The sequence below is a fragment of the Polaribacter sp. Hel1_33_78 genome, from assembly GCF_900106075.1.
Lineage (GTDB): Bacteria > Bacteroidota > Bacteroidia > Flavobacteriales > Flavobacteriaceae > Polaribacter.
In genome coordinates, this window is record NZ_LT629794.1 from 1,060,837 (window position 1) to 1,078,120 (window position 17,284).

Sequence of the window (17,284 nt, forward strand, 5' to 3'; positions counted from 1 at the left end):
GATATTAATTTTAATTACATCATTTTCAGTACCTGTACATATTAAAAGCTAGTGTAATAATTTTGCTGTATTTGAAGCGTTAAAGTCTTATTGAAACTCATGACTAAATTAAATCTCTTAATCTTTTAGCCGCTATTTCTGCGGTAATATCTCTTTGAGGCGATCCAAACATTTCATAACCTACCATAAATTTCTTAACAGTTGCAGATCGTAATAAAGGTGGATAAAAACTCATATGAAAATGCCAGTGTTCATTTTCTGCTCCATTTGTTGGAGCTTGATGAATGCCACTTGAATAAGGAAAGGAAACATTGAATAATTTATCATAAGCTTTTGTAATTACAGAAATTATTTCAGCATAGTTTTTGACTTCTACATAAGAAAGTTCAATGATATTTTTTTTCGCTTTTTTAGGCACAATCATAACTTCAAAAGGCCAAACGGCCCAAAAAGGAGTTAAGGCTACAAAATTATTATTTTCATAAATAACTCTTTCTTTTGCTTTTAATTCTTGTAATACATAATTACCTAAAAGGCTTCGTTTCTTTTTACTATAATATAATTTTTGATGCATATCTTTTTTATAGACTTCGTTTGGTAAGCTAGACTGACTCCAAATTTGTCCATGAGGATGCGGATTGCTGCATCCCATTACAGCCCCTTTATTTTCAAAAATTTGCACATAGTTGATCATTTCATTTTTACCTAATTCTGCATATTCTTTTTGCCAAGCATTTACCACTTTTGTAATCTCTTCAACTTCCATTTCAGCTAAACTTTTAGAATGGTCTGGACTAAAACAGATTACCTTACAAATACCGGTTTCACTTTTGGCAATTAATAAACCGTCATTTACTTCGAATGCAGGTGAGTCTTTTTGAAGAGCAGCAAAATCGTTGGTAAATATAAAAACATCTTTATAGTCGGGATTTATTTCACCATTAATTCTGGTATTGGTTGGGCACAAATAGCAATTTTCGTCATAAGAGGGTCTTTTTTCTGCTGAAATTTCTTCATTCTGACCTTGCCAAGGACGTTTTGCTCTGTGTGGAGAAACCAAAACCCATTCTCCAGTTAAAATATTATATCTTTTATGAGAATAATCTTGCAAATTTGTATTTTCCATTGGTGTTATTTTCTTTCTGATTACTTAATTTACGATATGTGTTCCCTGCGATAGTGCTACAAAATAGACAGAACATTCGTTATCAAATGTGTTCTTAAAAGCCTTTGAAGTTGCCTCTGCAAAATTCTTTGCTTCATTTTTAGAAATTAAGTTAATAGTGCATCCACCAAAACCTCCTCCCATCATTCTAGCTCCTAAAACATAGTTGTTTTTTTTAGCTTGTGAAACTAAAAAATCTAACTCCTCACAGCTTACTTTATATTGGTTAGATAATCCGTCATGCGATTGATACATTAAATGGCCTAATAATTCTAAATCATTGTTTTCAATAGCTTTTGCTGCTTTTCTAGTTCTAGCAATCTCTTGTATTACATATAATGCTTTTTGAAAATTAGTAGGAGTAACTTGATCAAGTATTTTTTCTAAATCTGCTTCTGTAGCATCTCTTAAAGACTTAACCTCTAACAATTCAGAAATATTTTCGCAAGCAGAGCGTCTATCATTATATGCACTATCAGACAAGCTATGCTTTACATTTGTGTTTATTAGCATTAATTGATGGTCCTTAAAATCAATTTTATAAGGCTTAGATGTTGTTGTTCTGCAATCTAAATGTAAGGCATGGTCTTTAATGCCAAACATACTTGCATATTGATCCATAATACCACATTTAACACCTACATAATTATGTTCTGCCTTTTGTGATATTAAAATCATTTCGTGTTTGGTTAAGCCCAAATTAAAAAGTTCGTTTAAACCAAAAACAACAGAATTTTCTAGTGCTGCTGATGAAGACATGCCTGCACCTCCAGGAATATCTCCTTTAAAAGCAATATTAAAATTACCAATAACTTTATTTTTATTTTGTATTTCTGCCACCACCCCAAAAACATAATTTTCCCAGTTTCCTTCTTTAGAGGGTTTTAGATTTTCTAAATCAAACGTTATTTTACTTTCTTTGTCAATAGCGTAGGCAACACATTCATTTGTGTCACTTTTTTGTATGGCTGCAGCAATACCTTTATTAACGGCTGCCGGAAAAACAAAGCCTTCATTATAATCTGTATGTTCTCCAATAATATTGATTCTTCCAGGTGAAAAAATCAATATAGGATCGGCTTTAAAAGTTGTTAAAAACGCTTCTTTAACTTGTTTAATTAATAGAGTATTCATTTTGTAAGCGGCTTTATTATGAATTCAATTTCACATTCCATGTTGTAGAATGTTTTTGATTTGGAGCTAACTGTTGCAATCCAATGTTGTTGTTAAAGCTGTTAGAAACGCCTGTCATTGGTTCAATTGCAATAAGTGGCAAATCTTTTGGAGTGTATAATTGTAAATAGTTTTCTGATTGATTGGATGAAATTTCTATATGATGGTCTGGTGTTAAAAAATTAATAGTATTAGCATTTAAGATGAAACAATCGTCTAATTGTTGGTCTTTAATTTTAAAGTATTTTTCGGTTTTATGCGCAATTACTTTTTCTGTAATTAAGTTTTCGTTGAATTTAATTTTTTGATTGCTTTCAAACTCTAAAGTGCTCCTAGATAGTTTGTCACAAAAAAAATAAGGATGCCAACCCAAAGTAAAAGGGAAGGTTTTGTGATCTATATTTTTAATCATTACAGATAGCCTAATCTCATTTTCAAATAGTGTATAAGTTAATTGAAGATTAAACTTGTAAGGAAATCCTAAATTTTCATTAGTTTCTTCATAGTTAATTATAACTGAGGCACAGTTTACATTTTTTGTTTCTTTTACAACGTTAAATTTTTTATTGTAAACTAAACCATGCAAAGTATTATTGCTATTTTCATTGCAATTTAATTGATATTCTTTATTTTGATAGCTATATTTTCCCTCTGCCATTCTGCCTACAAAAGGAAACAAAATTGAAGAAGCATACGAGGTACTATAATCAAACTCTGGAATTTCTTTGATTAAAGTAATGGTCTTAATTTTTAAATCTTTAAGTCTTCCACCTTCATTTAAACTAATTTTTGCGGAAGTAGTATTGCTTTTATTTTGCAGTATAATAATAGGTAACCCTTCTTCTGTGGTGCTTTGAATTGTAAACATATTATAAGGTTTGGTGTCTAGCTTTTTGTTCCCATAACCAAGAAGAAGTAATCATTTCTTCAAGACTTTTATTTGCTTTCCATAATAATTTCTGTTCGGCTAATTTAGCGTTTGCATATAATGAAGGTACATCACCATTTCTTCTTCCCACAATTTCGTAGTTTAATTTTTTATTTGAAACTTTCTCAAAAGTTTTAATAATTTCTAAAACAGAATATCCATTTCCTGTTCCCAAGTTAAAAGTTTCAAAGTTTTTTTCTTGTTTTTGTTGTAACTGTCTTTTTAGTGCTTTAACATGAGCTTTTGCTAAATCTACAACATGAATATAATCTCTTATAGGAGTGCCATCTGGAGTAGGGTAGTCGTTGCCGTAAACGGATAGCTTTTCTCTCAGCCCAATAGCAGTTTGTGTAATATAAGGCATTAAGTTATTAGGAATACCAGTTGGTAACTCGCCAATTAATCCTGATTCATGAGCTCCTATAGGGTTAAAATAACGTAAAGAAATCATATTGGATTCAGCATTTACTTTAGATAAATCTTCTAAAATTTCTTCTGCTATTTTTTTGGTGTTTCCATAAGGAGAAAACGGTCTTTCAGTTTGGTTTTCTTCTGTAATTGGAAGTTTTTTTGGATTGCCATAAACCGTTGCAGACGAAGAGAATATAAAATTGATATTTCCTAATTCTAATTGAGAAATTAAAATATTGATGAGGCTTACTAAATTATTTTGATAATATAAAAGAGGTTGAGCAACAGATTCTCCTACGGCTTTATATGCGGCAAAATGAATGGTAGCCTCGATATCTTTATTATATTTTAAAACATTTTTAACATGATGAATGTCTTTTAAGTCACATTCACAAAAAGTAGGCTTTACACCCGTTATTTTTTTAATATTATTTAAGGTTTGTGCATTTGAATTTGATAAATCATCAATAATAATTACCTCAAAATTATTTTGAATTAACGCTACAACTGTGTGAGAACCAATGTAACCACAACCTCCAGTAACCAATACTTTCTTTTTCATATTATGCAAAATATATATAGATGAATACCACAATTAAACTTATACCTATTCCAGTAATATGAACATATTTCCAAGGAGCAATATTTACTTGTTGCGTGTACTTTTGGCGGAATGCAATTTTTCTAGGTTTCAACTTACCTATAACTAACATAATTAAAATATTTAGTACAAATAATATTGCCATGATGTCTAAAAAGTGCGGATAGGCTTGTGATTTGATTAAAGCCAATTCAGAGGATTCAGTTATTCCTTGTAGGTTAGCATCTGTTAAAGCAGCATTTATAAAATAAGGTTGTAGTAAAAATTGGCTAATAATATACAATGCACAACCGGATACCAAACCAATTTTAGCAGCTATTGCAGGTACTTTTTTAGTAGTGAATCCAACCACAATTATCGTTAATATTGGAATGCTATAGATACCGTTTATTTCTTGTAAATAATCAAATAGACTCCCGGCATTTGCAATTAAAGGAGCTATACACATTGCCGCAATGGCTAGCAGAACTCCAAAGGTTTTTCCATATTTAACTACAGTTTTTTCATCTGCATTTGTATTTATATGTTGTTTGTAAACGTCAATTCCAAATAAGGTTACAGAGCTGTTTAAAACACTATTAAATGAACTTAATATGGCACCAAATAAAACGGCGGCAAAAAATCCAACCCACTCTTTTGGTAATACTTTTTTAACCAACATTGGGTAGGCGCTATCAGCTGTTTCTAGATTGCCTTCAAAAATATGATAGGCAATTAAGCCTGGGAGTACCACTATTATTGGTCCTAAAATTTTAATAAATGAGGCTAATAATAATCCTTTTTGCCCTTCTTTTAAATTTTTTGCTCCTAAAGCTCTTTGAATAATTTGCTGATTTGTGCCCCAATAGAATAATTGCACCAACATCATCCCTGTAAAAATGGTATAAAACGGAACCGGATCTGTTTTACCACCAATAGAGTTGAATTTTTCTGGATTTTGAGTTGTTAGTATATGTAATCCATCAAAGAAATCGCCATCACCAATGAGCAATAATCCAAAAAAAGGAATGAGAACACCACCAATTAATAAACCAATGGCATTTATTGAATCTGAAACGGCAACCGCTTTTAAACCTCCAAAAACAGCATAAATAGATCCAATTATACCTATTCCCCACACACAAATCCATATAGATTGAGTATGTGTAACCCCTAATAAAGAGGGTACATCAAACATGCCACTAATTGCTAATGAACCAGAATACAAGATAACAGGTAAAAGTACAACTACATAACCTGTTAAAAATAATATTGAGGTTAGTGTTTTTGTAGTAACATCAAATCTTTTTTCTAAAAAACCAGGAACAGTGGTAAGACCGCTTTTTAAATATTTCGGGAGCAGATAAATGGCTGTAACTACCATGGCTATGGCAGCTAATGTTTCCCATACCATAACAGATAAACCACTGGTGTAGGCAGCTCCATTTAAACCTACAATTTGCTCTGTAGATAAATTGGTAAGCAATAATGAACCTGCAATAACGCCTGCGGTTAAACTTCTCCCTCCTAAAAAATAACCATCAGATGAGGTTTCAGCTGTTTTTCTTGTTGCTAAATAAGAAATTACAGCAACTAAGATTGTGAATGCTAGGAATGTGAATATTTGCATGTTATGGGATGTTGAAGGTTATTGTTTAATTATCTTTTTTACAACATTATGGTTAATGTTTAAGAAATAAATACCCGTTGCTAGTTTAGATAAATCCAATTCTAACTTATGTTGATTCCCTTTTTTATCAATTAACAAATTTCCATTTGTATTGTACAATTTCAAACTATTTATTGGGGTTTCTGTTGAGTTCACTGTAATTAGATTACGTGTAGGATTTGGAAAAATATATAAAGCATCAGTTGAAAGATTAACTGTATCCGCACTTAGGGCTGACTTATCTATAAATGCATCCATGGCAACTGAGGGGCTGCCATCAGCATCCCAAGCTCCTTTGGAGTAATTCACAAATGGGCTTCTTGCAATGGGTTCCCAATAAAAAACTCCTAAACCTTCTGCTTGTTTAGTTTTTTCTATCATATAAGTAATATATTGATAGGTTATGTCTGGTCTACTATTAGAAAAACCAATTTCTACCAGCATTACATCTTTGTTATAACGCGATTTTAAATCAATCATGTTATTAAAAGTGGCATCCACATAAGTTTTCCAATTGTTTTCATCAGGATATAAAGACATGCCTATAATATCAAACTGATTCTGTTGAAATCCATTACTGATTAAACTATCGATACTCCATCTAAAGAACGAGTTATCATATCCATTAGAAATGTGTAAAATTGTTTTAATGCTGCTATTAAATGTTTTTACAGCATTGGCACCGGCATTTAAAAATTTAGCATAATTAGCAAAACCTCCGGTAGATGCTTTTCCAGTGGTCCATAACATACCATCATTGGTTTCGTTTCCTATCTGAATCCATTTAGGGGTAATGCCTTTGGCATCTAAAGCGTTTAGAATAGCCGTTGTATGGTTAGCAACTGCTGTTTCTAATTGCGATAAAGAATAATTAGTCCAGGCTTCAGGTTTGGTTTGTTGACCTGGATCTGCCCACCAATCACTATAATGTATAGAAATTAAAATATCTTGATTGTTAGCATGCGCCTTTTCTGCTTTAACTACCATATCATCGATATCACACCAGCCATTGGCATTGGAGTTTTCTGGATTTACCCAAACTCTCAGACGCACAGCATCTATATCATATTCTTTTAATAAGGGCAATAATTCTTTTGTATTGCCATCATTATCTTTCCAAGTATAACCTTGGTCTTCCATTTCTGTCATCCAACTTATATCTGCCCCTTTTGCTATTGTTTTGGCGCTAAAATTGTAATCATTTGAGTTTTCTAATTCTGTTTTTGGAGAGTTCCAATAACCAGCCCACGCATTTTCTACCCAACCGCCGCTCTGATATAAAATGGCTTTTACTTGATAATAATGACCTGCAGGTAAATCTTCTGAAGGTTTATGAACACTTCCCACAAAGAATGCCGCAGATTTTTCTACATTAGTGCCTGCTTGTTGATTATTTAATGTAACTCCATTAATATAACTAACATATTGGTTGTTACTGTCTAAAATTTCTAAACCTATAAAAATGTTATTCCCAGTGGATCCTGCTTCACTGGTATATTTAAAATTAACAATTAAATCTGAGCCTAATAAGGGACTTACCTGAAGCGGATTTTCATTGAACCCAGTAATTTCTATAGATTGAGACACTAAAATGTTTGAGAAACACAACAGAAAGATTACAATAATTTTTTTCATTTTTTATTGAATTGAAATTATATCATTAAAATTTGTTTTACTTGTCGATGCAGTAATTTTTAGATTTTTAGATTTTTTTGATACTTTTAAAAGTATGCTTGCTGTACCAGCCTCTAATTTTACAGGATTTTCACCTATTAATTCTGCATTACCCTCTAAAGTAAATTTTACACTATCTAAAGAATTTGTTATAATAGTTTCATTTTCGTCCATAATATTGGCGTACAGTAAAACTACATCATTATTTTTTTTATCAATTTCATAACTGCTTTTATCAATTTTTAATTCAATTTTCTTTGCTTTCTTTGGACTTTTTACAGTATGGTTTACAACTATTTTATTATTGATAAATCCTTTTGCTTCTAAATTTCCCTTCTGATATTTTGACAGATTAAAAGTAAATGGAGGATGGTTTATTTTATCTGAAATTCTATTATTATCAGGTTTTTGTTTCCCTAAGGATTTTCCATTTAAGAAAAGTTCAACCTCTTCGCAATTGCTAAAAATACGAATATCTAAAGGGCTATCTTCTTTCCATTGGTTGGCAATATAAATCATTGGTTTGCCATTGGGATTGTCTGCATCTCTTTGGCTTTTGTAAAAATAATACATTGGTTTGGGAATACGAAATAAATCCATAATTCCTGAGGCCTCTAAATCATTGGCATAACCTCTGTTGTAGTCGAACATTGCCCAGTAACCGTCAGAAAACGCAGGTGTTTTTAAATTATCATTGTGGGCTTCTTGTATGTTAGTAGCCTGTTGCAGTAAAGCTTTTTCTCCTGCCGAGCGCAACTGTCTACTAGATCTTTCTTGTTGTAACAAATCACCCCACGAATCCTGATGTAAACCAGCATTCATAGCGTAATATTCCCAATCTCCATATTCAGAAACATTGTAAGGCTTTTTTAAGTTTTTATCATAGTGTTTTAGGCGATGTTGTCTTGCTTGTAAGTAAATATCATAGCCATAAGATTGCCAGCCTGCAGTAAAGTTTTGATTTCCAGGATATTCTTCTTTAGCAATTATAGTTAAGGAATCTATAAAGGTTTCTGGCATCCAAGATTCGTTTAAAGAAACTTCCCAAGCCATCACAGATGCATGATTTCGGTCTCTACGAATTAAATCTTTAGCGGTTTGAAAAATATGTTTTTGAAATGCTTTATTTTCACTAAAGTACTGCCAGCCTAAAATGGCGTTGATATTAATTAAACCCAACTCATCACAGGCATTCATAAATGATTTGCTTTGCGGATAATGCGATAGTCTTACATAATCAAATCCAGCATCTTTAATCTTTTTGGCATCTCTGTAGTTGGCATTGTCAGAAAGGGCGTAACCAATATAAGGGTATTCTTGATGACGATTTACGCCTCGTAAAAATGTTTTCTTACCATTTAAGTAAAAGTCTTGACCTTTAAATTCCATTGTTTTGATACCGATTGTCGTTTTCTCAGTATCCACAACTGTATTATTTGCAGTAACTACTGTTTTTAAAACATATAAATTTGGAAAATCGGGACACCATAATTTAGGGTTTTCAACAGGTAATTCTAAGACTATTTCTTTATCAAAATTTGCCGCTAAATTAATCTTTTTGCTCCTTATATTTTTTACGATACTATCATTAGAAATTAAAGAATGTGAGATGTAGATAGTTTTTGATGTGCTATTTTCATTTCTAAGATGCGTTTTAATTTGTATAGTGGCTTTTTCTTTTGAAACGTTATTATACTGTACAAAAATGCCACCACTTGCAGTTTTATTTTCTAGAATTGGATCTGTAATATAGAGTTTATTTTTAGTAATCAACCAGACATTTCTATAGATACCTCCATACGTATTGAAATCTAATTTTTCCAGAGGTTTAGGTCCTGTTATTGGGTTGTCTTTATTGTTTAGTTTTATAGCAATAGTGTTTTCTTTATAAAAATTAGCAACGTCAGAAAAATCAACCACAAAAGGCAAATAGCCCCCATGATGTGTGATAAGTTTTTTGTTGTTTACCCAAACTTCTGCAATATTCATTGCGCCCTCAAAATGCAAAAATAATTTTTTCCCCTTTTTAGAGTGTGGTAGTAAAAATTCTTTTTTGTACCAACTGATACCTTGCCATTGATTATTTACAATTTTAGGCTCAATTTGTGGAGTATGTGGTAGACTTATTTTTTGCCAAGCTGTAAATGCTTCTTCATTTATAAAGGTATGATCGGAGACATCTTCATTCTCTACTTTTGTAAAATACCAATCTGAATTAAATTTTTCTTTACTTGAGCTAAAATTGGTGTTTTTTGCACATCCAATGATACTTGAAATAAGTACTATAAAAATTGTGGGGTGAATTATTTTCATTTATTGTAAAACTATTTTATTGATAAATACTTGTTGTGGTTTTTTATAACTTTCTTTTTTTATTCCAGGACCAATTGAAATTTGAATGGCTTCAATATCTTTAACATCAAATTTTGAATCTGCTAAGGAGTTTAAAAAATAGGATTGGAAAGAAGGAAATGGTTTTGGTAATACTACTTGCGAAACCTTTTCTAGTTCATGAAATGGGATGATAATATCTTTCTTATTGGAAGTTAATTCAATAACTTTCCCAAAAACCTGTCCGTTTTTTAATTGCAGGCCAACTTGAACTTTCTGCCTTTTTTTAGCTCCCGTAAAAGCGGTTAAAACTATGGAAGTAGTCTTTACCAAACTATTTTGCGAACGCTTTGCAATGTCATTCAATAAAATTTTAAAAGATAAGTCTGGTAGTTTCTTTATTAAGCTATCAGTATAAATACTTAGATAGTCTTTTGAAGCTACTTTATGCAATTTTTTTTCAATCTTATGTTGCATTGCATACCATTGTCTTGGCCATAGAAAATTTTTGGAATTGTCTTTAATAGCGTCATATAAAACAACATTAGGTTCATTTTCTACAATTTTTGTGCTGTAGGTTTGGGTACTTACAAAGTCCCAATTTGCAGGATGTTCAGATATCTTTTCTGGAAATGTAATTTGTCTTTTATCTGTATGTACAACAATGTAGTAATTAAAAAGTTCTTTGTGTATTTTAGTAATAGGAATTATCACTTCATAAGTGAAATTATCTTTTTGAATCATTTCAAAATTATCTGTCTTTTGATATCCAGAAGGTAAAACAACTTCAACTGTATTTATTTTATTAGGGCTTACAATTTGAGCTTTAATGTTAAGATTTTCTCCTTTTTCAATTTCATGTAAAGGATGATGAACTACATAAGTTTGTTCAATTTTTTGAGTTATTGTTGCAAATTCACTTAATTTAATATTCCCTAATTTTTGATTGATTTTAAAATCAGAGGTTAATTTATCAGCAGAAATTATATAGGTTCCGGGTGCTATTGCAACAGTTTTATTTTTAGCTTGATTATAATATGAATTCCCATTATTAATGCCTTGTACAAAAAAACGATTTCCTAAACTTTTCAAATCAATTGAAATATTATTTACGTGATTTTGCAAAACAGCAACTGTTTTTTTTAGGCTTGCTTTTTCAAAAGGATCTTTTACCCAAAGTACATCTGGTAAAATTTCAAGACGCCAAATGCCTTCTTCAATCTTATCTAAAAAATAAGCCCCATTTCCTAAGTAATTTATAATTTTTGAATTGCCTACACCTGCAATATGTTTCAATTTATTTATTTTCTTTGGATTAGCCGTTGTTGTATTCGTGTAGAAAAATTTAGTTTCTGAATTATAAAGAGCAACATCATTTTCATAATTTAATGTTGTGTTAGAAAAACTGTTATTTTCAGGAAAACGATCAAAACTCTTTCCATTCGGTATTTCGCGAAAAACCTCCCCAGCAATTTTTAAAGAAATTGCTTTGGAAGGTGTGTACGCTAAATTCAAATAATGGGTTTGATATTCTGTGTTGGCATATGCCAAGTCTATAGCATCGTAAGCAAATTGAGTGGCAAATTGAAATTTTGCCTCTCTAAAACTTCTAGCCATTGCAGGAAAAATTACGGATGAATTTGTGTCTCCCGAATCAAATTCATAAATAATTCTAGTTTTATTTTGAAATGCTTTTTTCTCTTGAAAAGGAATTTGATATTGGTCTACATTTGGTAAAAAATTATTTTTCAATTGGCTATTATGTACCAAACCTGTTGGATACCATTGAAATGTGCAGCCTTGTATAGGAGCTTTTAAATAATCATCTACAAACTCAGATCTTTCAGATACATTATAAAAAATGGGATTTTTAAACCCAGCGTTTCGTATTATTTTTATCATTTTATTAATGTAGGCGGTGGCCACTTTTCCTTTATTATGAATGGGTTCGTTATTAATTTCAAGTGCAATAATGTCTGGATCATGCTTATAGGCAATTTTTGTATAAGGATTTATATGATTTAATAATTGTGTAAAATAGCGTTCTTGTTTTTTTAATACTTCAACATCAGCATAGGTTTGCCATTTTTTTAATTTGGCACTAAAACCAGCTACATTAAAATCTTTTTCAGGATAGCCGTTGCCACCAACTTTAAAAGGAGTTATTAGGGTTTTAATTCCTCTTTCTTTTAATTTGGCTAGTGTGTAATCTAATGCATCTAGTTGAGGTGTTTTTATTAAATTCCCTAAGCTATCTGTAATTTCCATGTCCCAAATATGCACTCGATAAGCATCTAAACCCAATCGAGTAATGTGATATATATCTTTATCAATGGCTTGCTTATGATTTTTGTCTAAATAGTTTATCGCCCTAAAACCGTGTGCAAAAGGCAAGGTATAATTTACGCCAAACAAACGAATTTCTTCATTATTCTTAAGGTATCTAAAAACCCCTTTTTCATCTACATAAGTACTTGCCTGACCAATTGTTATAAAATGAGACAAGAGATATAAAAATGTAAAAAGGGGGTACTTTACCATGCTATAATTTTAATATTTAAAAACCTGATCCTGGATCTGAAGGTACAGAATTGGCTTGTGCCTTTTGTGGATTTAAAATAAGATAGGTGCCTAAAGCCGTTAATGCGGCATATTTACCGTAATTTCCTATTTTTTTGATGGCTTTTTTACGTGTAATTTTTTCGTTAGGTTGCTTACTTTGTTTCATCAGAGTTGTTGTTTTATTTTAAAATTATTTTTTTATTTAAATTTCCTTCTTTGGTTTGTATTTGAACTAAATACACTCCTTTTGATAATTGAGGTAGCCTAATATCATTCATTTTTATATCTGCAGAGAAAGAAGCAGTAAAAACTGCTTTACCCAATGTATTAAACAACTTTAAACTCGCCTTACCACTTGGAAGTCCTACAACTCTTAAATTTGTATCATTTGTTGGATAAACAGCAACATGCTGCAAAATGATGTTTTCTGTTTGTAGTGCGTTGCTGGAAGTAACTATATAAAATCTTCCAATTCCATTTGCAGCTTCATTTAAAGTAATTTTCACCTCATTATTTGTGAATAGTGTAAAGGTATTTTTTACTTTATCTTCTAAGTACACCTTGGTGTCAGATGATAAATTTAAAGCACTTAAAGAAAAAGTAAGTTCTTGGTTTGCTTTTGCTTCTAAACCAATAGGTATTGCAACAGACTCCATTTCAGAAAGTGGTAGAGCTTGTTTTCCAAAAGAAATCCCTTGATTATCATCAACCAAGTGAGAATAGATTCTTAAATCAGATGATACGCCATCAAACAAACCTATATCTAAACCTGGATCTAGACTTTTAGTAGCCTCATCATAAAAATGTATTGCCGTGCTTTTTGTAGTTGCATTATTAGAAACAGATAAATTGATACTTGGTAAGTTAGTTTTGTAAAAGGTAACACCTGTTTGATGACTTTGCATTGCTTTTGTAATAGCCACTGTTGTAGATGCTAATTTTGAATTCACAAAAAATGCTTGTCCTGGTTGTATGTAACCAGTTGTTAGTGCTTCATAAGCACTTGTTGACGCGTTAAAGATATAAATAGCCTGATTTGCATCAGCTAATTTATCTGTACCACTAGTACCATTTTCAGTAATAAAAGCAGCAACATCCATATAAGAAGGATAAGAATTCCCAATTAGATTCCAATTATTTACTCCTTGGTTAATTGCTGGACTTACAGAACTTGGCATAGTACCTGTAAAACTAAAATTACCAGAGCTAACTCCTGGATTTGTATCTTTTATTAAAGCATAACCAACTCCAGTTCCAAAATTTTGTGCTGTAGCTCCTCCTTGAAAATATCTCCAATGGCCACCTTCACCTGCAATATTTGGAGAAGTTAAACTTGTGTTATCATACCAAGAAATTCCTCTATTTGTAGTAAAATCTGAACCTGATGCAATATCGTTATTTGTAATCCAAGTATCATCATATTGTTCGCCATTAACAGGACTTGAGACCAAATGCCAATTTGTATCTGAAACATTAACAATATAAGTAATGTTTCCTGTTGATGTTCCAGTTACTTTTAGAGAACCACCAGCATTTAAGGTTAAAGAACCTGCACCATTAACAGTTAAATTATTTGTATTGGCGCCAGTTGTTGACGAAATCACTGCATTTTGACTTGCAGGGATTGTTACATTTGTAGTTGCATTTGGCACATCAACATCCCAATTAGAAGTTGTAGACCAATTTGAATCTGTGGTTCCAGTAAAATTTGCAAAATTTGTTAACTGTATCCAATCTCCAGGAAATTGAGCATTTAAGTAATTAAAACTACTATCACTTAACGTAATTTTAATTCTATACACAGTTTGTACTCCATCAGAACCATTTGGTAAATTATAAAAAGGAATTGTACTTGTAGGAATTACTAGGGAAAATGAACCTGCTACACTAGTTCCTGCTGGGGCAGGATTTAAATCTGCACTTGCAACAGTAGAAATACTTGTCCAATTTTGTTGCTGATTTTCTATAGCACAATAGATATAACCAGATGCTCCAATTGTATATTCATAATCTACTTGAATGGTATTACCAATTAAGCCTTTGGTTAACGTTGCTGATGTAAAAGAAATGGATTGTGCATTTGTAATCGATACAAAAACTATAGCAAATAGTAATATTATTTTTTTCTTAATCATCATCTTATTGCTTTATAAATTTTATGTTTTTTGAAGCATTTTCTGATTGAATTTTTAAAATATAAACACCAGTTTTTAAGTTTGAAACATCAATTTTACTATCAATTAAATTTGATGTAAATACTTCTTTACCTAACAAATTTGTGATTTTTATATTAGAAATATTCAAGCTGTTTTCACTTTTTATAAACAGATTATTTTGGGCAGGGTTTGGATATATTTTTACATTATTCAAAAAATCATCATTTACACTTGCAGTAGAAGCTGTTAAATTAATTTGTGTTGCAGGATATTGACCTGCTAACCAAGTACTTTGATCTGGGGTTTGTTTTAACTCAATATTAATTTTATAATTTAAGTTTCCTGTTAAGTCTGCTGTTGGAGTTGTTCCTTCAGGAATTGCTAAATCAAAAGAGCCTGTTACATCTGTTCCTGCAACAGCATTTGCCAATTCTACACCCACAACTTCTGCTGTCCAAGTCCAATCATCTAACAAATTAATAGCACAATAAATGTAACCATCTGCTGCTATTGTATATTTATAATCTACTTTAACTGTACTACCAATTTCTGCAGTTGTTAATTCTGCCGATGTAAATTCAATGGATTGTGCATTGATAAAAGTTGATACTAATAATGCGATAAAAAGTAATTTTGTTTTCATAATTTATGGTTTTTATTAATTTGTGTTTACGTTTTTTTATAAAAAGAGAGTTTCCTAAAAGGTTTCCCTCTTTTTGTTTACTAATTCAAATAAAGTGCTGTTTATTAAATACTATTCTTAATCATTTCTGACCAGATTTCATACCCTTTTTCATTTAAATGAACACCATCAGTAGAAAAATCCATATTCATTTTCCCATTCAGCAATACAAAACGTTGATGAAGATTTATGAATGTAAATGGTTTTTCAAATGATGAATTTTCTAATGCAGCATTCAAATCTTTAATTTTAGGAATTAAATTGTCTGTAGTTGTTGGTAAAACAGTTTGAACAAAAATTTGGGTATTTGGACTTTTTGTGTTGATTTCAGCCACAATTTTTAAAATATTTTCGTGGATTTTTTCAACAGCATCAGGATTATGAAACAAATCATTTATCCCTATTAAAAGAAATACTTTTTCTGGTTTATAAAAAGTTATCTCATTTAATCTAGCTAAAATACCTTCTGTTGTATCACCAGCGATTCCTCTGTTTTTTGCTTTGGAATTATCAACTTTTGATGCCCAGTCTTCACCTTGTTCTGTAATACTATTTCCAATAAATACAATATCACCTGTTTCTAAAGGATTTGCTTTGAATTCTGCAATTCTTTTTGGGTAATGTGTTTTTGTCCAATTAGTATGATTAGAAATTACAATATCATCTAATGGATATAAATTATCAGGTATTACAACTTCTTCTACTTCAATGATGTTTTCTTCATTGTTTTGACTGCAAGAATTTAAAGACAATATCAGCAAAAAGATAAAAGAAGGTTTTAGTATATAGTTTTTCATTTCTGTTTTTAATTTAGTGTGATTGTTTTATCAACAGCGTTTATAGTTAGTGTGTAAGTTCCAGCAGTTCCTAAAAAATTAAAGTTAGAATCGCCACCACCATCATCTTCAAAATTAGAATCGATTGTAAAACCTTGATCTATGTAATAAGCGAAGTTATTATCAGTATCGTACGTTCCAAAGGTTTGGAAAAATCTAAAGATTTCATTAGATAGTGTAATTGATGCAGACCAAATGTCTGGCGTGTTTTCAACAAATTCAACTGTATCTGAACTAAAAGCCCAGCCTCCAGGAACAGCTCCCCCAACTGCCCAAAGAGAGCTAGATTCTTTTAGATCAATGATTTTATTTTTATTGTCTATAGTAATTGTATAAATACCAGGTGTTCCATTAAAATTAAAGTTATCACCAGCAGGTACATTTTCTAATCTTGCATCTATGGCATACCCACGATCTTCATAGTAAGTGTAATCTTGACCAGAATTCCAATCTCCAATAGTGGTAAAAAATCTAAAATGTGCATTGCCTAAGCGCACCTTTACCTTTAACACATTTGCTTCACAAGGCATTTCAAATCCCGGAAAATTCCAACCCATATCAGTGATGCCTTCACCTAATACATAAAGGGCATCACAAGAGCCTGTATCTGTTATTTCTATCCAAGTAAAATTGATGGTCTCAAAATCTGATAAAGTTTCTAAGGCATCTGCAGTGCCAACAGTTGCTTTTACACGTATAAACATTTGCCCGGTATTATTTGGTAGTCCAGCGCTATCTGTAGTGCTAGGATCTCCATCTAAATCCAATTGATTGGCGTAGTCTAAAAGATTTGAAATTAATATTGGGTAGTTATTTTGGTTGGTAGTGCCAATAACATCAAATGATGTAAAACTAGCATCTAAAGCACCATGAATTTCATAAGTAACATTGGTGGCTGTACCAAAGTCTGCAGCATCCCATATAATACGGTCTGCAATATTATCTTTTGTTTCATTAGAAATAAGATAATTAGCGGCAAAAACACTTTTAATTTCAATACCATCAATATCAGCTTGAGCAACAAATATGGGTGAGTTTTCCTCTTCACAAGAAAACATAGAAATGATAAGAATAAATGCAAATGATTGTAATAATATTTTTTTCATTGTAGTATAAT

Annotated in this window: 13 protein-coding genes; all 13 read right to left on the bottom strand. The window is 31.3% G+C overall.

All coding sequences use genetic code 11. The annotated features are described in order from the left end of the window. Positions 1–103 precede the first annotated feature (103 nt). Positions 104–1,126 carry a UDP-glucose--hexose-1-phosphate uridylyltransferase gene (locus BLT88_RS04540; RefSeq protein WP_091953292.1) on the bottom strand — a complete coding sequence of 341 codons (1,023 nt, stop codon included), beginning with the start codon at positions 1,124–1,126 and terminating at the stop codon, positions 104–106. Between the two features lie 24 nt (positions 1,127–1,150). Next, the gene (gene galK / locus BLT88_RS04545; protein WP_091953293.1) at positions 1,151–2,299 is read right to left on the bottom strand and encodes a galactokinase; all 1,149 of its coding nucleotides are present in this window, start codon (positions 2,297–2,299) and stop codon (positions 1,151–1,153) included. A 16-nt stretch (positions 2,300–2,315) separates the two neighbouring features. Beyond that, on the bottom strand, positions 2,316–3,206 hold the full coding sequence (locus tag BLT88_RS04550; RefSeq protein WP_091953295.1) for an aldose 1-epimerase: 891 nt from the start codon (positions 3,204–3,206) through the stop codon (positions 2,316–2,318). A gap of 1 nt (position 3,207) precedes the next feature. Then, positions 3,208–4,239, bottom strand: coding sequence for a UDP-glucose 4-epimerase GalE (galE, locus tag BLT88_RS04555; protein ID WP_091953296.1), 1,032 nt, complete (start codon positions 4,237–4,239; stop codon positions 3,208–3,210). A gap of 1 nt (position 4,240) precedes the next feature. After that, positions 4,241–5,887 carry a solute:sodium symporter family transporter gene (locus BLT88_RS04560; protein WP_091953298.1) on the bottom strand — a complete coding sequence of 549 codons (1,647 nt, stop codon included), beginning with the start codon at positions 5,885–5,887 and terminating at the stop codon, positions 4,241–4,243. Positions 5,888–5,905: 18 nt separating this feature from the next. Further along, positions 5,906–7,561 carry a glycosyl hydrolase 53 family protein gene (locus BLT88_RS04565; RefSeq protein WP_091953299.1) on the bottom strand — a complete coding sequence of 552 codons (1,656 nt, stop codon included), beginning with the start codon at positions 7,559–7,561 and terminating at the stop codon, positions 5,906–5,908. A 3-nt stretch (positions 7,562–7,564) separates the two neighbouring features. After that, positions 7,565–9,913, bottom strand: coding sequence for a glycoside hydrolase family 2 TIM barrel-domain containing protein (locus tag BLT88_RS04570; protein WP_091953301.1), 2,349 nt, complete (start codon positions 9,911–9,913; stop codon positions 7,565–7,567). Further along, a complete protein-coding gene (locus BLT88_RS04575) occupies positions 9,914–12,436 on the bottom strand; it encodes a hypothetical protein (protein WP_091953303.1) in 2,523 nt (840 codons plus the stop codon). A gap of 52 nt (positions 12,437–12,488) precedes the next feature. Next, entirely contained in the window at positions 12,489–12,659 is a 171-nt protein-coding gene (locus BLT88_RS14220; protein WP_172824254.1) for a hypothetical protein, read from the bottom strand. A 13-nt stretch (positions 12,660–12,672) separates the two neighbouring features. Further along, positions 12,673–14,631, bottom strand: a complete 1,959-nt coding sequence (locus BLT88_RS04580) for a T9SS type A sorting domain-containing protein (RefSeq protein ID WP_091953304.1) — start codon at positions 14,629–14,631, stop codon at positions 12,673–12,675. A 1-nt stretch (position 14,632) separates the two neighbouring features. Further along, positions 14,633–15,292 (bottom strand): T9SS type A sorting domain-containing protein, encoded by a 660-nt coding sequence (locus tag BLT88_RS04585; protein ID WP_091953306.1) that lies wholly within the window; start codon positions 15,290–15,292, stop codon positions 14,633–14,635. Between the two features lie 104 nt (positions 15,293–15,396). Next, entirely contained in the window at positions 15,397–16,128 is a 732-nt protein-coding gene (locus tag BLT88_RS04590; RefSeq protein WP_091953307.1) for a GDSL-type esterase/lipase family protein, read from the bottom strand. Between the two features lie 8 nt (positions 16,129–16,136). Then, on the bottom strand, positions 16,137–17,273 hold the full coding sequence (locus tag BLT88_RS04595; RefSeq protein WP_091953309.1) for a SusE domain-containing protein: 1,137 nt from the start codon (positions 17,271–17,273) through the stop codon (positions 16,137–16,139). Positions 17,274–17,284 lie beyond the last annotated feature (11 nt).

Coding starts and splice junctions, on each gene's coding strand:
- galE (WP_091953296.1), bottom strand. CDS start 4,239: ATGAAAAAGAAAGTATTGGTTACTGGAGGTTGTGGTTACATTGGTTCT.
- galK (WP_091953293.1), bottom strand. CDS start 2,299: ATGAATACTCTATTAATTAAACAAGTTAAAGAAGCGTTTTTAACAACT.
- BLT88_RS04570 (WP_091953301.1), bottom strand. CDS start 9,913: ATGAAAATAATTCACCCCACAATTTTTATAGTACTTATTTCAAGTATC.
- BLT88_RS14220 (WP_172824254.1), bottom strand. CDS start 12,659: ATGAAACAAAGTAAGCAACCTAACGAAAAAATTACACGTAAAAAAGCC.
- BLT88_RS04590 (WP_091953307.1), bottom strand. CDS start 16,128: ATGAAAAACTATATACTAAAACCTTCTTTTATCTTTTTGCTGATATTG.
- BLT88_RS04565 (WP_091953299.1), bottom strand. CDS start 7,561: ATGAAAAAAATTATTGTAATCTTTCTGTTGTGTTTCTCAAACATTTTA.
- BLT88_RS04540 (WP_091953292.1), bottom strand. CDS start 1,126: ATGGAAAATACAAATTTGCAAGATTATTCTCATAAAAGATATAATATT.
- BLT88_RS04560 (WP_091953298.1), bottom strand. CDS start 5,887: ATGCAAATATTCACATTCCTAGCATTCACAATCTTAGTTGCTGTAATT.
- BLT88_RS04580 (WP_091953304.1), bottom strand. CDS start 14,631: ATGATGATTAAGAAAAAAATAATATTACTATTTGCTATAGTTTTTGTA.
- BLT88_RS04595 (WP_091953309.1), bottom strand. CDS start 17,273: ATGAAAAAAATATTATTACAATCATTTGCATTTATTCTTATCATTTCT.
- BLT88_RS04550 (WP_091953295.1), bottom strand. CDS start 3,206: ATGTTTACAATTCAAAGCACCACAGAAGAAGGGTTACCTATTATTATA.
- BLT88_RS04585 (WP_091953306.1), bottom strand. CDS start 15,292: ATGAAAACAAAATTACTTTTTATCGCATTATTAGTATCAACTTTTATC.